Annotated in this window: 17 protein-coding genes; 5 read left to right on the plus strand and 12 right to left on the minus strand. The window is 67.0% G+C overall.

Translation table 11 applies throughout. The annotated features are described in order from the left end of the window. Position 1 precedes the first annotated feature (1 nt). Positions 2 to 907 carry an acetaldehyde dehydrogenase (acetylating) gene (locus tag ACQHI0_RS30655; protein ID WP_427905213.1) on the minus strand — a complete coding sequence of 302 codons (906 nt, stop codon included), beginning with the start codon at positions 905 to 907 and terminating at the stop codon, positions 2 to 4. Positions 908 to 926: 19 nt separating this feature from the next. Further along, complete coding sequence (locus tag ACQHI0_RS30660) at positions 927 to 1,712, minus strand: 2-keto-4-pentenoate hydratase (protein WP_427905214.1); 786 nt, start codon at positions 1,710 to 1,712, stop codon at positions 927 to 929. A gap of 224 nt (positions 1,713 to 1,936) precedes the next feature. Between ACQHI0_RS30660 and kstD the strand changes: the two genes are divergently transcribed. Both kstD and ACQHI0_RS30670 read left to right on the plus strand, forming a co-directional pair. Further along, complete coding sequence (kstD, locus tag ACQHI0_RS30665; protein ID WP_427905215.1) at positions 1,937 to 3,631, plus strand: 3-oxosteroid 1-dehydrogenase; 1,695 nt, start codon at positions 1,937 to 1,939, stop codon at positions 3,629 to 3,631. A gap of 179 nt (positions 3,632 to 3,810) precedes the next feature. After that, entirely contained in the window at positions 3,811 to 4,671 is an 861-nt protein-coding gene (locus tag ACQHI0_RS30670; protein ID WP_427905216.1) for a MaoC/PaaZ C-terminal domain-containing protein, read from the plus strand. 83 nt (positions 4,672 to 4,754) lie between these two features. Here the strand turns inward: ACQHI0_RS30670 and ACQHI0_RS30675 are convergent, their stop codons facing one another. Together ACQHI0_RS30675 and ACQHI0_RS30680 are read right to left on the minus strand one after the other, a co-directional pair. Next, positions 4,755 to 5,117 carry a YdeI/OmpD-associated family protein gene (locus ACQHI0_RS30675; RefSeq protein WP_427905217.1) on the minus strand — a complete coding sequence of 121 codons (363 nt, stop codon included), beginning with the start codon at positions 5,115 to 5,117 and terminating at the stop codon, positions 4,755 to 4,757. 48 nt (positions 5,118 to 5,165) lie between these two features. Beyond that, the gene (locus tag ACQHI0_RS30680) at positions 5,166 to 5,762 is read right to left on the minus strand and encodes a TetR/AcrR family transcriptional regulator (protein ID WP_427905218.1); all 597 of its coding nucleotides are present in this window, start codon (positions 5,760 to 5,762) and stop codon (positions 5,166 to 5,168) included. 31 nt (positions 5,763 to 5,793) lie between these two features. Here ACQHI0_RS30680 and ACQHI0_RS30685 point away from each other — a divergent pair, with 31 nt between their 5' ends. Next, positions 5,794 to 6,990 (plus strand): saccharopine dehydrogenase family protein, encoded by a 1,197-nt coding sequence (locus ACQHI0_RS30685; RefSeq protein ID WP_427905219.1) that lies wholly within the window; start codon positions 5,794 to 5,796, stop codon positions 6,988 to 6,990. A 107-nt stretch (positions 6,991 to 7,097) separates the two neighbouring features. Here the strand turns inward: ACQHI0_RS30685 and hsaB are convergent, their stop codons facing one another. From hsaB to hsaA, 4 genes are read right to left on the minus strand one after another with little or no spacing between them, the layout of a single operon-like run. After that, positions 7,098 to 7,673: a 3-hydroxy-9,10-secoandrosta-1,3,5(10)-triene-9,17-dione monooxygenase reductase subunit gene (gene hsaB, locus ACQHI0_RS30690; protein WP_427905220.1), complete on the minus strand. Its 576-nt coding sequence runs from the start codon at positions 7,671 to 7,673 to the stop codon at positions 7,098 to 7,100. A gap of 17 nt (positions 7,674 to 7,690) precedes the next feature. Further along, on the minus strand, positions 7,691 to 8,596 hold the full coding sequence (hsaC, locus tag ACQHI0_RS30695) for an iron-dependent extradiol dioxygenase HsaC (RefSeq protein WP_427905221.1): 906 nt from the start codon (positions 8,594 to 8,596) through the stop codon (positions 7,691 to 7,693). After that, positions 8,597 to 9,466, minus strand: coding sequence for a 4,5:9,10-diseco-3-hydroxy-5,9,17-trioxoandrosta-1(10),2-diene-4-oate hydrolase (hsaD, locus tag ACQHI0_RS30700; protein ID WP_427905222.1), 870 nt, complete (start codon positions 9,464 to 9,466; stop codon positions 8,597 to 8,599). It lies immediately after the preceding gene. 3 nt (positions 9,467 to 9,469) lie between these two features. After that, entirely contained in the window at positions 9,470 to 10,633 is a 1,164-nt protein-coding gene (gene hsaA / locus ACQHI0_RS30705) for a 3-hydroxy-9,10-secoandrosta-1,3,5(10)-triene-9,17-dione monooxygenase oxygenase subunit (RefSeq protein WP_427905223.1), read from the minus strand. 207 nt (positions 10,634 to 10,840) lie between these two features. On the opposite strand from hsaA, the gene ACQHI0_RS30710 reads away from it, so the two are divergent. Together ACQHI0_RS30710 and ACQHI0_RS30715 are read left to right on the plus strand one after the other, a co-directional pair. Next, positions 10,841 to 12,016, plus strand: a complete 1,176-nt coding sequence (locus ACQHI0_RS30710) for a Rieske 2Fe-2S domain-containing protein (RefSeq protein WP_427905224.1) — start codon at positions 10,841 to 10,843, stop codon at positions 12,014 to 12,016. Between the two features lies 1 nt (position 12,017). Next, positions 12,018 to 12,440, plus strand: coding sequence for a hypothetical protein (locus tag ACQHI0_RS30715; protein WP_427905225.1), 423 nt, complete (start codon positions 12,018 to 12,020; stop codon positions 12,438 to 12,440). Here the strand turns inward: ACQHI0_RS30715 and ACQHI0_RS30720 are convergent, their stop codons facing one another. From ACQHI0_RS30720 to ACQHI0_RS30735, 4 genes are all read right to left on the minus strand, one after another. Then, positions 12,441 to 13,184 carry a DUF427 domain-containing protein gene (locus ACQHI0_RS30720; protein WP_427905226.1) on the minus strand — a complete coding sequence of 248 codons (744 nt, stop codon included), beginning with the start codon at positions 13,182 to 13,184 and terminating at the stop codon, positions 12,441 to 12,443. A gap of 106 nt (positions 13,185 to 13,290) precedes the next feature. Next, on the minus strand, positions 13,291 to 14,514 hold the full coding sequence (locus ACQHI0_RS30725; protein ID WP_427905227.1) for an MFS transporter: 1,224 nt from the start codon (positions 14,512 to 14,514) through the stop codon (positions 13,291 to 13,293). 17 nt (positions 14,515 to 14,531) lie between these two features. Then, the gene (locus tag ACQHI0_RS30730; protein WP_427905228.1) at positions 14,532 to 14,984 is read right to left on the minus strand and encodes a MarR family winged helix-turn-helix transcriptional regulator; all 453 of its coding nucleotides are present in this window, start codon (positions 14,982 to 14,984) and stop codon (positions 14,532 to 14,534) included. A gap of 128 nt (positions 14,985 to 15,112) precedes the next feature. Next, complete coding sequence (locus ACQHI0_RS30735; protein ID WP_427905229.1) at positions 15,113 to 16,162, minus strand: acyl-CoA dehydrogenase family protein; 1,050 nt, start codon at positions 16,160 to 16,162, stop codon at positions 15,113 to 15,115. Positions 16,163 to 16,192: the final 30 nt, after the last annotated feature.

Here is a 16,192-nt window from a genome sequence, read left to right on the forward strand (position 1 = left end):
CTTACACCCGAGCCGAAGTGATCTGGTCGGCCAGCACGTCACCCACGCGGGTGGCGGCGGCGGTCATGATGTCGAGGTTGCCCGCGTACGGCGGCAGGAAATCGCCCGCGCCTTCGACCTCGACGAAGATCGACACCTTCGCCATGCCACCGGAGATCACCGACGGGTCGTCGAACTGCGGATCGTTGAGTAGCCGGTAGCCGGGAACGTACTGCTGGATCGACTTCTCCATGGCGAAGATGCTCTCGGCGATGGCGTCTCGATCAGCGTCCTCGGGAATGGCACAGAAAATGGTGTCGCGCATGATCATCGGCGGCTCCGCCGGGTTCATGATGATGATGGCCTTACCGCGTTGCGCTCCGCCGATGGTCTCGACACCCTTGGAGGTGGTCTTGGTGAACTCGTCGATGTTCGCGCGAGTGCCCGGACCGGCCGATACCGAGGCCACCGACGCCACGATCTCGGCGTAGGCCACCGGCACGACACGCGACACCGCCGCCACCATGGGAATGGTGGCCTGGCCACCGCAGGTGATCATGTTGACGTTGCGCGCGTCCCGCAGCGAATCCAGGTTCACCGCGGGGATCACGGCCGGGCCGACCGCGGCCGGGGTGAGGTCGACGGCGCGGATGCCCGCGGCCTCGTATTTCGGCGCGTACGCGCGGTGCACGTAGGCGGAGGTGGCCTCGAACAGCAGATCCGGCTTCTCGTCGAGGGCGAGCAGCCAGTCCGCGCCTTCGGCGGAGGTTTCCAGACCCAGTCCGCGTGCCCGCTTCAGCCCCTCCGAATCCGGGTCGATGCCGATCATCCAGCGCGGCTCGATCTTGTCCGAGCGAAGCAGCTTGTAGAGCAGGTCGGTGCTGATGTTGCCGGACCCCACGATCGCGGCGGTGACTTTGCTGGTCACGGTGTACTCCTTGGGAAGTTCAGCTGAAACGCAGACGGACAGAACCGAGCCCGGAGAACTCGGCATGGAAGTCGTCACCGGGACGGGCGTCGATGGCGCGGGTGCAGGAACCGGGCAGCACGATGTCGCCCTTCTTCAACCGCACCCCGAAGGTCGCGACCTTGCGCGCCAGCCACGCCACGGCGATCACCGGATCGCCGAGCACCGCGTCGCTGCGGCCCTCGGCGATGACCTCGCCGTTGCGGGTGAGTACGGCGTCGATCGCGGTGATGTCGATGTCGCCGGGTGCGACGCGCTCCTTGCCGAGCACCCACCCGGCCGAGGAGGCGTTGTCGGAGATGGTGTCGGTCAGGCCGATCTTCCAGTCCTTGATGCGTGAGTCGATGAGTTCGATCGAGGGCGCGTACGCGACGGTCGCGGCCAGCACATCGGCTTCGGTGCAGTCCTCGCCGGGCAGATCGGCGCCGAGCACGAATCCGACCTCGACCTCCACGCGCGGCAGCAGGAACTTCGAGGTGTCGACGGGGACATCTTCGAAGACCTCCATATCGGCGAGCAGGTGACCGTAGTCGGGCTCGTCGACGCCCATCATCTCCTGCATCGCCTTCGACGACAGTCCCACCTTGTGTCCGACGACCCGAGCACCGGTGCGCAGCCTGCGCTGGATATTGAGCAGCTGGATCTCGTAGGCATCGACCACATCGATGTCGGGGAACCGGTCGACGAGGGGCGCCACGGCGACCCGGTCGTCTTCGGCGCGGGCGAGTTCGTCGGCGAGTTGAGTTCGTACCGCGTCAGGCAGCACGCGGACCTCCTTGGCAGCACGGCATGGGTCGGACAGGACGTTCCAGACCTCAAAACTGTAACTGGTTTCGCCTGACGACGTCACCGGTTCACCTGACCATACAACGCGACTACAGGTGATTTCTATAACACGTTCCACTTTGTCTAGGGCAAACGATGAAGCCCGCTGGAACAAGTTCTACTTTCGGCTGTCAAACTTCGAAGCGCTTCTATAACGTGTTCTATATGAGTGATCGGGAATACGATGTCGTGGTCGTCGGGAGCGGCGCCGCCGGGATGACCGCGGCTCTCGCCGCGGCCCACAAGGGACTGAGCGTGGTGGTGCTGGAGAAGGCCGCGCACTACGGCGGGTCGACGGCCCGATCCGGCGGTGGCGTCTGGATTCCGGGCAACAAGGCGTTGCTCGCCTCCGGCCGCCCCGACGACCGCGAGGCCGCGCGCACCTATCTGCACAGCATCATCGGCGACGTGGTGCCCGCCGAGAAGATCGACACCTATCTCGATCGTGGCGCCGAGGCGTTCGACTTCGTCCTCGACCACACCCCGCTGAAGATGAAGTGGGTTCCCGGTTACTCCGACTACTACCCCGAGGCGCCGGGCGGGCTCGGCCAGGGGCGTTCGTGCGAACCGACGCCGTTCAACGGCAAGGTGCTCGGTGCGGAACTGGCCAATCTGGAACCGCCCTACGCCAAGGCGCCGCTGAACGTGGTCGTCATGCAGGCCGACTTCGTGCGGCTCAACCTGATCCGCCGTCATCCCAAGGGCGCGATGCGGGCGCTGCGCGTCGGCGCGCGCACCTACCTGGCCAAGTGGACCGGTAAGCATCTGCTCGGCATGGGCCAGGCCATCATCGCCGCCATGCGCAAGGGCCTGCTCGACGCCGGCGTGCCGGTGCTGCTCAACACCCCGCTCACCGACCTGGTGGTCACCGACGGCAAGGTCACCGGGGTCGAAGCCACCGTCGACGGCAAGCCGGTCGTCTTCACCGCGCGCTTCGGAGTGGTCCTCGGCGCGGGCGGGTTCGAGCACAATGCCGACATGCGGGCCAAGTATCAGCGGCAGCCGATAACCACTGAGTGGACAACAGGGGCCGCGGCCAACACCGGCGATGGCATCGTCGCGGGTATGGCAGCGGGTGCGACGGTCGGATTCATGGAGGACGCCTGGTGGGGTCCGACGATCTTCAAGGGCGGCAAGCCCTGGTTCGCGCTGGCCGAGCGCAACCTGCCCGGCACCATCATGGTCAACGATCGCGGCGAGCGGTTCGGCAACGAATCGGCTCCGTACGTCGAGGCGGTGCACACCATGTACGGCGGTGAGTACGGTCAGGGCGCAGGCCCCGGCGAGAACGTGCCGTCCTGGCTGGTGTTCGACCAGCGCTACCGCAACCGCTACATCTTCGCGGGACTGCAACCAGGACAGCGCTTCCCGTCGCGCTGGATGGAGAACGACAACATCGTCAAGGCCGACACGATCCAGGAGCTGGCCGAGCGCATCGGCGTGCCCGCCGACAACCTGACCTCGACGGTCGAGCGCTTCAACGGCTTCGCCGCCGCGGGCAAGGACGAGGACTTCGGCCGCGGCAACAGCCACTACGACCGCTACTACGGCGACCCGACCGTGAAGCCGAATCCGTGCCTGGCCGAACTGTCGCAGGGCCCGTTCTACGCGGCGAAGATGGTGCCCGGCGACCTCGGCACCAAGGGTGGCCTCGTCACCGACACCGCCGGACGCGTGCTGCGCGAAGACGATTCCGTCATCGACGGCCTCTACGCCGCGGGCAACACCAGCGCGCCGGTGATGGGCCACACCTACGCGGGGCCCGGCGCCACCATCGGCCCCGCGATCACCTTCGCCTACCTGGCCATTCTCGACATCGTCGCCAAGAAGTCGACCGACTCGACGAAGACCAGCGCATGAGCGTCAGCCCGACGATCACGATCGGCTACCTGGCGGTCATCGACGTCTCGACTGGGTCGGCGGACGAGGCCGACGCATGATCGGAGGTGGCATTGTCGTGCGATCGAGTGCACGGTCGTGCCACCTCCGCAGTGCACCGCATGAACTCAGACCGCTCACCACACCCGCAGGAGTAACCCATGCCCATTGATCTTGCGACCGCGCTCGGCGCGACACTGCCCGCCCGCGAGTTCAGTTGGACGCCCACCGACGTGCAGCTCTACCACCTGGGCCTGGGCGCGGGCGCCCGACCGACCGACCCCGCCGAGCTGGCCTACCTCGACGATCGCGCACCCCAGGTGCTGCCGACCTTCGCGACGGTGGCTCCGACTCTCGGCGAGACCGAGCCGCCGCGGGTGAGTTTTCCCGGCATCGAGATCGACCTGGCCAAGGTCGTGCACGGGCACCAGGAAGTGTTGGTGCACAAGCCGATTCCCGCCACCGGCAAGGCGGTCTCGGTCGGCCGGATCGCCGAGATCTGGGACAAGGGCGCCAACGCGGTGATCGTGCAGGAGCACACCGTCACCGGGTCCGACGGTGAACCGCTGTGGACCGTGCGGTCCTCCATCTTCGCCAAGGGTGAAGGCGGCTTCGGCGGCGAACGCGGCCCGAGCGCCCGCACCGAACTGCCCGACCGCGCCCCCGACGCCGAGCTGCTCACTCCGACCATGCCGCAGCAGGCCCTGCTGTACCGGCTCTCGGGCGACCGCAACCCACTGCACTCGGACCCCGAATTCGCCCGTGGCGCAGGCTTTCCCGCGCCAATCCTGCACGGCCTTTCCACCTACGGCACGGTCTGCAAGGCCATGACCGACGCCCTGCTCGACAGTGACGCCACCCGGGTCGGCGGCTTCCGAGCCAAGTTCGCCGGCGTCCTCTACCCGGGCGAGACCCTGCGCACCAAGGTCTGGCGCGAAGGTGACGAGCTGATCGCGGTCGTCACGGTCGTCGAACGCGACGACGCCCCCGTGCTCAGCGACGTCGCCCTGCGTATCGCCTGATCCGGACCACTGATCACCAGGCCGCCACGGTACTCTCGCCCGACCGCGAAAGTCCCTGGTGGCCTGGTGATTTTGCTGGCGTCCTACGCGCCGCCTGCCCAGCGGCCGTCGGCGACGGCCGATTCGATGGCCGCGTACCCGGCGGGCCGCATACGCCCCGCGGCGATGAGGGCTTCGGCCTTGGCGACGTTGATTCGCGACCAGGGGCTGCGAGCTCGGCGCGGGGAGTAGCGCTGCAAGTAGTGGTGGGTGTCGAAGCTGCGGCGGTGGCTGTCGATCCAGCCGTAGCAGAGGGCGCCGTCAAGGGTTTCGGTGATCGTCACCGATTTGTTCGGCGCGTTCTTCTTGGCGATCAGGACCCACACTTCTGGCGCGTCGGCGTGATTCGTCGCCAGCCAGGTTTCCCATTCGTCGGCGTCGGCGCAGGTGATGAATTCGAGGTCCATGGCATCGATCCTCCGCCGCAAAGCGCTCACCGAATGAGCACTTTGAATTCACCTCGGCTCGAGCGTTGCCAAGAGGTCCTCGGCCGCTCGGGTGGCCTGGTCGGTGCGCACGGAATCGACGACTCCCTGCAGGTGAAATGCCCAGTGCGCCTCGAACAGGCACGCGAGCCCGTAGGCGGCGGTGGCGACGCGATCCGCCGGGGCGGCCGGGTAGGCGGTGGCGAGTTGGCGTTCCAGATCGGGTAGCCAGCGCTCGGTCCACAACTCCCGCAGGCCTTGGTGGACAACCTCATCGCGTGCCGCGAGATTCACCAGTTCGCTCCACACCACCAGGTCGTCGCGGTTCCCGTAGGCGCCCGGTGCGAACATCCGTGCCACCCGATCCTCGATCGGCCCCTCGGCGCCCAGCCGCACTTGCGCGTCACCGTACGCGGCGACGGACTCGGTGACGAACGCTCGCATCAGCCCGTCTCTACTGCCGAAATAGTGCAGAACCAGCGTGCGCTGCACCCCGGCCGCCGCGGCCACCCGCGACAGCGTCGTATCGGCGAAACCGTCGGTCGCCACCACAGAACGCGCGGCCCGCAGAATCTGACCGATCCGCTCCTTGGCCTTGCTCGGACGGCCGACTTTATTTACTGTCATGATAGTCAATATATTCGACGGGGAGGCAGTCATGCGAGTTCTCGCGCTGGGTGGAGCAGGGGAGATGGGCCGGGTCGCCGCCCGCATCATGCACGGTGACGACAGGGTGACGGCACTGACGATCGCCGACCGGGACGAGGTGGCGGCGCGCGAGCTCGCCGACGAACTGGGCGCCACCGCGTGTCGCCTCGATGTCACCGACGGCCCCGCGCTGGCTGCCGCGATGGGCGAGGCCGATCTGGTGGTGAACACCGTCGGCCCGTACTTCCGCTTCGGCCCGCCGATCCTGGCGGCGGCGATCGCCGCGCGTTGCGACTACATCGACATCTGCGACGATCCGCAGCCGACTGTGGACATGCTGGAACTGGACGCGCAGGCGCGGGCGGCGGGGGTGACAGCGCTGGTCGGCATGGGCGCCAGCCCTGGCATCGCCAATCTGCTCGCCGTGCTGGCGGGCTCGGAGCTGGACCGGGTCGACTCCGTGGTCACCGGCTGGAACATTCACTCCGCGCACACCGAACCAGCCGGTCCGGGGGCGACCGCTGCGGTGGTGCACGGCATGCGTCAGATCGCCGGTGACATCCCGGTCATCCGCGACGGTGTGCGCACGCAGCGTCCGGCGCTGGAACGGATGCGCATCGACTACCCAGGACTCGGCACCGGCGTAGGCCGCAGCTTCGGGCATCCGGAAGCGGTCACCGTGGCGCGAGCGTTTCCCGAACTCCGCGACGCGACAACCGTTGTCGTCGGTGACCGCTCGACTTCGGGCGCGCTGCTGGCACTGCGCTGGGCGATGGGCGCTCGCCTGCTGACGCTCGATCAGGCGGCCGGAGTGGCGGCTCGCGTCGAGCGACTCGTCCCCGCCGATCCGGCGAAACTGATCACGGCCGGTGGCCTACCACCGCTGTTCGCTATCGCGACGGGCCTGCGTGCGGGCGTCGCTGGGACCGCCGCCACGGCACTGTGCCAGGTTCCCGGCCTCACCATGGCCGACAACACCGGCGTGCCGTTGGCGGTCGCGGCACTCTCGTGGTCGAGAAACCCCGGCGTCCACACGCCGGAGACGCTCCTCGATCCGCGCGAATTCTTCGCCGCGTTCGCCCCGCACTGTCTCGGCGCACCGCGCCCGGCCGCGATGACGGTCACCACCCGCAGTTGGTCGACCGAGGAGGACAACGCGGCAGCCCTGTCGTCCGCGCTGCTGACCGCGCTGCTCACCGCGAAATAAGCTGACGCCCAGGCGATCCCGACGGTGTCGGCCCGCGCTGCCGACCCGAACGAGTTCGCGTCGGCAGCGCGGGCCCATGCCGTGATCGCCTGCTCAGGCAGGCCGATTCACAGCCAGGTGTCGAGGCTGGTGGTGGTGAGGAAGTGGTCCAGGTCCGCGCGCCAGGGGGCGGGGGTCGTCTTGTCCGGCTCGATGCCGGTGTATTGGCCACGGTAGAACAGCAGTGGGCGACCGCCGGTGGTGGCCGATTCCGCGAGTGCGTGGACTCGGCCGATGACGATGTAATGGTCGCCGCCGTCGATGACGGAGTCGACCGTGCACTCGATGGTGGCCAGTGAATCGTCGAGCACCGGAACGCCCAGTTCGGAGGTATGCCAGCCGACTCCGGCGAACTTGTCGGTCTCGCGGGAGCCGAAACGCGCGCACGTCGGCTGCTGCTCCTCGGAGAGCACGTTCACGCAGAACCTGCCCGCCGCCTCGATCGCCGCCCACGACCGCGACCCCTTGGTGGGGCAGAACAGCACAAGGGGTGGGTCGAGGGAGAGCGCGGCGAAGGACTGGCAGGCGAACCCGATGGGCTCACCGGCCGGATCGAGCGCGGTGATCACGGTGATGCCGGTGCAGAACTGTCCCAGCACGGTGCGGAACTGGCGACCGTCGATCGCCGGGGTCTGTTCAGTCATGTCCTTCGCCGCCGTTCCTATTGCTGCTTGAATCCGACAGTGAAGTCGTGACCCCACAGGCTGACCGCGGTCGATTCGCGAGCGATCCATTCGTGGTCGTCGACTTCGAGTCCTTCACAGCCGAATTCGATGTCGAATCCGCCGGGAGTCTTCATGTAGAAGGACAGCATCTTGTCGTTGATGTGGCGGCCGAGGGTGGCCGACATCTTCACCTTCTTGCGGTAGGCGCGGTCGAGGCAGAGGCCGACGTCGTCGGAGTTCTCCACCTCGACCATCAGGTGCACGATGCCGGTGGGGTTCGGCAGCGGCAGGAACGCCAGCGCGTGATGGCGCGGGTTGCAGCCGTAGAAGCGCAGCCAGGCCGGGTCGCCGTCGGCGGGACGGCCCACCATCTGCGGTGGCAGCCGCATGGAGTCCCGCAGCCGGAAGCCAAGGATGTCCTGGTAGAACGCCTGCGCCGCGGCATCGTCGGTGCAGGTGAGAACCACGTGGCCCAGACCCTGCTCGGCGGTGACGAACTTGTGGCCGTAGGGGCTCACGAAGCGGCGGCCCAGGTACTGCGCGCCGTAGAACGCCTCGAGGGTGTTCCCGGACGGATCCTGGAACCGGATCATCCCTTCGACGCGGCGCTCGCCCAGCTCTTCCTTTGTGCCTTCGGTGAAGGCGACCCCGGCCTTGCTCAGGGTCTCGCGCAGCTGCTGCAGGCCCGGTCCGTCGGTGACTTCCCAGCCCGAGACCAGCAGCCGGTCCTGCTCGCCGGGAACGATCACCAGTCGTGCGGCGAAATCGTCCATGCGCAGGTAGAGCGCATCGGGGTCGAGCCCGGTGCCCTCCATCATGCCGAGCACCTTGAGGCCGTACTCGCGCCAGGCCGCCATGTCGGTGGCCTCGATGCGCATGTAGCCCAGGGCACGAATACTCATTTATTTCTCCCCGAGGAAATCGACCGTGAGCCGGTTGAACTCGTCGAACTTCTCCAGCTGTGCCCAGTGCCCGCAGCCACCGAACACGTGCAGCTGCACGCGCGGGATCACCTTGGTGGCGATGAGCGCACCGTCGAGCGGGTTCACCCGATCTTCGCGACCCCAGATCAACAGCACCGGCTGACGCAGCTTGTACGCGTCACGCCACAGCATGCCCTTCTCGAAGTCGGCGCTGGCGAAGGACTTGCCCATCGCCTTCATCGCGGCCAGCGACTCAGGGGTACTGGCGAGCGCGAACCGCTCATCGATGAGCTCCTCGGTCACCAGGGACTGGTCGAAGACCATGATCCGCAGGAACTTCTCCAGGTTGTCCCTGGTCGGTTCGTAGGTGAACTTCGAGAGCAGCTTCACGCCCTCGGTGGGGTCGGGCGCGAACAGGTTGGTGCTCAGCCCGCCCGGGCCCATCAGCACGAGTTTGCCCGCGCGGGTGGGGTGATCGAGCGCGAACCGCACCGAGGCGCCGCCGCCGAGGGAGTTGCCGAGCAGGTGCACCCGGTCGGTGATCTCCAGGTGATCGAGCAGCGCGAGCAGTGCGTTCGAGCTGTGCACGAAGTACTGCGGGTGGTCGATCGGCTTGTCGGACTTGCCGTATCCCGGCTGATCGGGCGCGATCACGTGATAGTGCTCGGCCAGCACCGGGATGTTGCGGGCGAAGTTCGACCACGCCGAGGCGCCGGGCCCACCACCGTGCAGCAGCACGATCGTGGTCGGGTTGCCCACCCCGGCTTCGTGGTAGTGCAGCTTCAGATCGGGAGTGACCTGCGCGAAGCGTGAGGTCGATTCGTACGTGAGTTCCGCGGTCTGGGTCATCGGCTACACCATGGCGTCGGTGACGGGCAGCCCGAACTCGTGCGTGCCGTACATCACGTAGGCGCGCTCGGGATCGTTGGCCGCGTGCACCCGCCCGGCGTGCGCGTCACGCCAGAAGCGCTGCAGCGGAGTGCCGTTGGCCAGCGCGGTCGCACCGGAGGACTCGAAGAGCTTGTCGATCGAGGCGATCACCCGACCGGTCGCGCGCACCTGGTCGCGACGGGCGCGCACGCGCAGATCGAACGGCACCTCCTCGCCGGCCAGCAGCAGCGCGTACTCGTCGGCGACATTGCCCGAGAGCTGACGCCACGCGGCGTCGATATCGCTGGCCGCCTCGGCCACGCGCACCTTGGCGAACGGATCGTCCTTGGCGTTCTCGCCGGCGTAAGCCGCGCGCACGCGCTTGCCCTGGTGCTCGACGTGCGCCTCGTAGGCGCCGTAGCCCATGCCGACGATCGGCGTGGAGATGGTGGTGGGGTGGATGGTGCCCCACGGCATCTTGTACACGGGGTCGGGATTCTGCTCGATGCCAGGCGCGCGGCCCTCGCTCATCGCGCGGAAGCTCAGGAACCGGTGCGTCGGGACGAAAACATCCTCGACGACGACGGTGTTCGAGCCGGTGCCACGCAGGCCGACGACGTTCCAGACGTCATCGATGCGGTAGTCCGAGCGCGGGATCAGGAAGCTGCCGAAGTCGACCGGCTTGCCGTTCTTGATCACCGGACCGCCCAATACCGCCCAGGTCGCGTGATCGGAACCCGAGGACCAAGCCCACGAACCGCGCACGATGTACCCACCGTCGACGGCCTGTCCCGCACCCATCGGTGCGTACGAGGACGAGATGCGCACATCGGTGTCCTCGTCCCACACGTCCTGCTGGGCCTGCTGATCGAACAGCGCGAGGTGCCAGTTGTGCACCCCGATGATGCCCGCCACCCAGCCGGTGGAACCACACGCGCTGGCGATCCTGCGCACGCTGTCGTAGAAGACCACCGGATCGGCGGCGTGGCCGCCCCACTGCTTTGGCTGGAGCAGCCGGAAGAAACCGGTCTCCTGCAGCGCCTTCATGGATTCTTCGGGGATGCGGCGCAGGTCCTCGGCCTCCTGCGCACGCTCACGCAGCGTCGGCAGCAGTGCCTCGACCCGTTCGGTCACTTCTTGCGTCATTTCGGAGCCCGCTCCTGCCTGTGTCGGATCGACAACCGGTTCTATTCGTCTGCTTGGTTCGACTCTGAGATTAGAACAGGTTCTCGTTTCTGTCGAGAAGATCGCCCTACCTCGGATATAACAGGAGTCAACAAGGAAGTTCGCTGGACAACTGGCGTGAAGTGGCTCAGTTTTGTAACGTGTTCTAGTGAACGAGGAGGGTTCGGGATGGCGATCAACCCCAAGGTGAGGGAACTCGATGTCGGTGCACCGCCGACGAGGTTCGCGCGCGGCTGGCACTGTGTCGGCCTCGCGTCGACGTACCGCGACGGCAAGCCGCACGCGGTAGAGATCTTCGGTACCAAGCTCGTCGTGTGGACCGATACCGACGACGAGATCCGCGTGCTCGACGCCTACTGCAGGCATATGGGCGGCGATCTGAGCATGGGCACGGTGAAGGGCGACGACATCGCCTGCCCGTTCCACGACTGGCGCTGGGGCGCGAGCGGAAAGTGCACCGCGATTCCGTACGCGCGCCGCGTTCCGCCGCTGGCCCGCACCAGGAAGTGGACCACGCTCGAGCGCAACGGTCAGCTGTTCATCTGGCACGACCACGAGGGCAACGAACCGCCCCCCGAGGTCACGATCCCGCATATCGAGGGCCCGTACACCGACGAACAGGGCAACCCGACCGAGACCCACAACAGCGGCTGGACCGACTGGACCTGGGACACGTTGCTGATCGAGGGCGCCAACTGCCGCGAGATCATCGACAACGTCGTGGACATGGCGCACTTCTTCTACATCCACTACGCCTTCCCGACGTTCTTCAAGAACGTCTTCGAAGGGCATGTGGCGACGCAGTTCCTGGAGACCAAGGGCCGCCCCGACGTCGGCATGGCCGCCAAGCACGGCGGCGACACGCTGCTGAAATCGGAAGCGTCCTACTTCGGGCCGTCCTACATGATCAATCCGCTGGTGAACATCTACAGCGGGTACGAGATCAAGGTCCAGCTGATCAATTGCCACTACCCGGTCAGCCAGGATTCGTTCGTGCTGCAGTGGGGCCTGAGCGTCGAGAAGCCCAAGGGCATCCCCGACGAGGCCGCGAAGAAGCTGGCCGACACGATGGCCAAGTTCTTCGGCGACGGGTTCCTCCAGGACGTGGAGATCTGGAAGCACAAGTCCAAGGTCGAGAATCCGCTGCTCTGCGAGGAGGACGGCCCGGTCTACCAGCTGCGTCGCTGGTACGACCAGTTCTACGTCGACGTCGCCGACGTCACCGAGAAGATGACCCAGCGCTTCGAGTTCGAGGTCGACACGACCAAGGCGAATCAGGCATGGGAGGCCGAGGTGGCCGAGAACCTGCGCCGCAAGGCCGAATCCGAGGAAGCGGGCGTCTGATATGAGTTCGAGCGAGCCGCAAAGGTCCGGCGATCCGTCGCGGCTCGCTTCGGCTGAGCCGGGGTCGGGCGATACCTCACCACGTGCGGGGAATCGCCCGACCTGGGCCAAGGCGCCAGATTTCGCTGATCAGCCCGTGCGGCAGGCGGCGGTGCGGGCGCAAACCGTGGTCGACAAGCAGCACTATCTCGACACGGGTCTGACGCCACTGCGGTGTCAGGCGTGCTCGGCGCAGGTCCTGGTGCGAAAGTCGAGCGCGCACCAGACCTCGGTGCAGTGGACCGAACGACCCGAGGCGCACTGCCCGGTTTTCGCGCAGATGGCCGCACACGGTGCGCGCCCGGGTCGGCCGGAATCCTGTCCGTCACTGGAGAAGTCGATCAAGTGGGCGGTCGACGAGGGTGTGCTCGAGATCCCCGAGTAGTCAGCCGAACGGTGTGTGCGGGCGATCCTGGCGCACCCCGTCGAGGTAGATGTCGACCTTCTCGTTGTAGAAGCACGCCAGGCCCGCGACCTTCTGGCTCTCCGGCAGTGGCGTGCGATAGATCCAGACGATGTCGGGGTGTTCGGTGTCGTCGATCCGCACATTCCAGTAGTCGGCGGTGCCCTTGTACGGGCAGCTGGTGTGCGTGTCCGACGGCGCGAGCAGATCCATCCGAACATCGGTCAGCGGCAGGTAATACCTTGCGGGCAAGCCGGTTTCGAACAGAATGCGGGGCGAACGCGAGTCCGCGACGGTGACTCCGTCGATCTCCACCCGCACGTGCCGGGAACTGCCGAGGATATCCACGCGCGAGTACGGGTCGCGTGGATGGACGAAGATCTGCTCGTCTTCCTCGAACCAGTCGAACGCGGCGATGTCGAGTCGCACAGCGTCTTTCAGCTCCGGCAGTGGAGAGTCGAGATAGCGCAGCGCGGCACCGTCGGCCCGCAGGCCCTCGACCTCCACGTCGTAACCCGTCGCCTCACCACGACTGGGGGAGTGCTCGGTGGTCCCGTTCGGGTCCAGGTCGGCGCGCACGTCGGGGAGCGGCACGTAGTAGGTCGGGTAGTACGGAATTTCCCAGACCAGCAGCGGCCGAAGCGTGTCGGCCACCACCTTCCCGCGCAGATATACCCGCACCCGCTTCTGCCCGGTCTCCACCCTGACACGCCCACGCTCGGTCATGACGCCGACGTTACCCGAACCGCAAACCCCGAACCCCGACCTCTAGGGAGGGGCCGGACGCGCAGCGGCCGCGAATTCGAGCGCGCCAGCGCTCCAGAAATACAGCTCAATCGCCGACGGTGATGGCCTGTGCTTCCTCGATGCTGTGTGGAGCCGGGTCGTGGTCGTCGATGTGGGCCAGCGCGCCGCGGCCGATGTACAGGACCGCGACCGCGGCGGCCGTGCAGAGCGCGCCGAGCCAGAACGGCAGCGACATATTGTGCTCACCGAGCTTGCCCGCCACCCACGGCGCCGCCGCACCGCCACCGAAGCGGACGAAGCTGTACGCCGCCGACGCGGTCGACCGCTCGACCGGCGCCGAGATCATCACGGCCTCGGTGATCAGCGTGTTGTTCACGCCGAGGAACGCACCGGCGATCACGACGCCGACGATCAGCACGATCTTGTGCTCGGTGAACATGCCCATCACGGCCAGGTCGATCGCGAACAGGCCGAGCGACAGGGCCATCATCGGCAGAGATCCGAAGCGCGCCTGCAGTTTCGGCGCAAGGAACACCGAGGACACGGCGAGCAGGATGCCCCAGCCGCAGAAGATGAAGCCGATCGCGTAGGTGCCCATGTCCAGCGGGAACGGGGTGAACGCGAGCAGGGTGAAGAAGCCGAAGTTGTAGAGCAGCGCGGTGATGCTGACGGTCAGCAATCCCTTGTGCCGCAAGGCTTTGAACGGCGCGGTGATCGAGGTCGGGTGCGCGGACTTCGGTGTCTCCGGCAGCAGCACGACGATCGCGATGAAGGCCACGGCCATCAGCACCGAAACGCCGAAGAACGGTCCACGCCAGCTGATTCCACCGAGCACACCGCCGAGCAGCGGACCGGTCGCGATGCCGATGCCGAGCGCGGCCTCGTAGAGAATGATCGCCTTGGCGACCCCACCGGTGGCCGCGCCGACGATGGTGGCCAGCGCCGTCGCGATGAACAGGGCGTTGCCGAGACCCCAGCCCGCGCGGAAGCCGATGATCTCGCCGATGCTGCCGGACATGCCTGCCAGCGCGGCGAACACGATGATGATCGCCAGCCCGGACAGCAGCGTCTTCTTGGCGCCGAAGCGGCTCGAGATCACGCCGGTGACCAGCATGGCGACGCCGGTGACGGCCATGTAGCTGGTGAACAGCAGCGACACCTGCGAGGGCGTCGCGTTCAGTTGTTCGCCGATCGGCTTGAGGATGGGGTCGACGAGGCCGATGCCCATGAACGCGATGACGCTCGCGAAGGCGACGGCCCACACGGCCTTGGGCTGGGAGGTTGCGGCGTTGTCGTCGCGCACGTTCATGGGCGCTCCTGGTTGCGTCACTGATGACCGCGGGCAACCGGGCGAAGGGCTGCCAGCAGGTCGTTCATGTCGGTATCGAGGCGGACCAGCCGATCGCGATCGAAATCGGCGAGTCCGGGTGCCATGGCGGCGGCGAACGCGCGCCTGGCCTCGGTGAGGCGGGACCGGCCGGCCGGGGTGAGCTCGATGAGCGCTGCCCGGGAATCGTGCGGGTCCTTGGTGCGGGTGGCGAAGCCGTCGGTGACGAGTCGACCGATCAGCGCCGTTGCCGCCGGTTGGGAACATCTGTCGATCCGGGCGAAGTCGCTGACCCGCAGACCACCGTGCTCGTCGAGCACGGCAAGAGCCCGCAGGACCGCGCGGGGCAGATCGTCGTTGCTGATCGCCCCGGCCAGTCGGGTGAGCCGACCAGCTGTGACCAGCAGGTCGACCACGATGTCGTCCGGCGATGGCTGCGCTGTCTGCTTCACGGGAAATTATATTACATAAGCTAACTATTTAAATCCAGACCCGTCCGCCCGTAGGCTCGGTGAAATGGCGCACAGCATGCCGAAAGCCCTGGCCGCAGGGCTGCGACCAGGGCTTTCGGTGAATTCGGCTAGGCCGCGACCGGGCGTCGGCCGGTGCCGAACAGCTCGGCGGTGGCGTGGGCCCGCTTGAAGTAGAGGTGGGCGTCGTGTTCCCAGGTGATGGCGATGCCGCCGTGCAGCTGGATGGTCTCGGCGGTCACCGTGGAGAAGGTCTCGGTGCAGTGCTTACGCGCGACCCAGGCGTCCTCCGCGACCGACGGGCTGTCCTCGGCTACCGCCAGTGCTGCGGCCAAGGCCGTCGATTCGGCCGACTCGACCAGCACGTACATGTCGGCCATCCGGTGCTTGAGCGCCTGGAAGCTGCCGATCGGACGACCGAACTGCACGCGCGACGCGGTGTATTCGACCGTCATCTCGAGGCAGTGCCGGGCCGCACCTACCTGCTCGGCAGCCAGTGCCGCCCAGGCGATTTCGCGCAGTCGGCGGCGCAGCACCGCGGGGTCGCCGGTGCCGATCCTGGTGGCGGGGGCATCGGTGAAGGTGATGGTGGCGAGTTTTCGAGTGGGATCGAGTGCGGGCGTCTCGGTGATGATCACGCCGGGTGCGTCGGCGGTTGTCTCGAACAGCCCGTCATCGGTCAGCACCAGAAGCAGGTCCGCCTGCGCTCCGTGCAGCACGTAATGTGCTGCGCCACTGAGCTTGCCAGCCGCCGCGCTGACCCCGGCCGAATCCCAGCCGTCGGCGTCGGCCCAGCACAGGGCCGCCGTGCGTGACCCCTCTGCCAGATCGGGCAACAGCCGGGCGCAGGACTGCTCGTCGCCGGCCAGCAAGATCGCCTGCACCCCGAGCACCGCCGACCCGAGCATCGGCACCCCACTCAGCGTCCGCCCCAATTCGCCGACGACCATGAGCGATTCGACGAGTCCGGCGCCCGCGCCACCCCACTCCTCCGGCACCGCGAGCGCGGCTACCCCGACCTGCTCGCACAGCATCCGCCACAACTTCGGGTCATAGCCGAGGTCGGTGTCCATGGCGGTACGCAGCGCGGCCGACGTGGCGTGCTTGCCGAGCAGGGCCCGCACGGAGGTCCGGAATTCGAGTAGTTCATTCGATGACATGGGTTTCCTCGTAGGGCTCGGTGATGCAGG

This window comes from Nocardia sp. FBN12 (assembly GCF_050320175.1).
In the GTDB taxonomy this organism is placed as follows: domain Bacteria; phylum Actinomycetota; class Actinomycetes; order Mycobacteriales; family Mycobacteriaceae; genus Nocardia.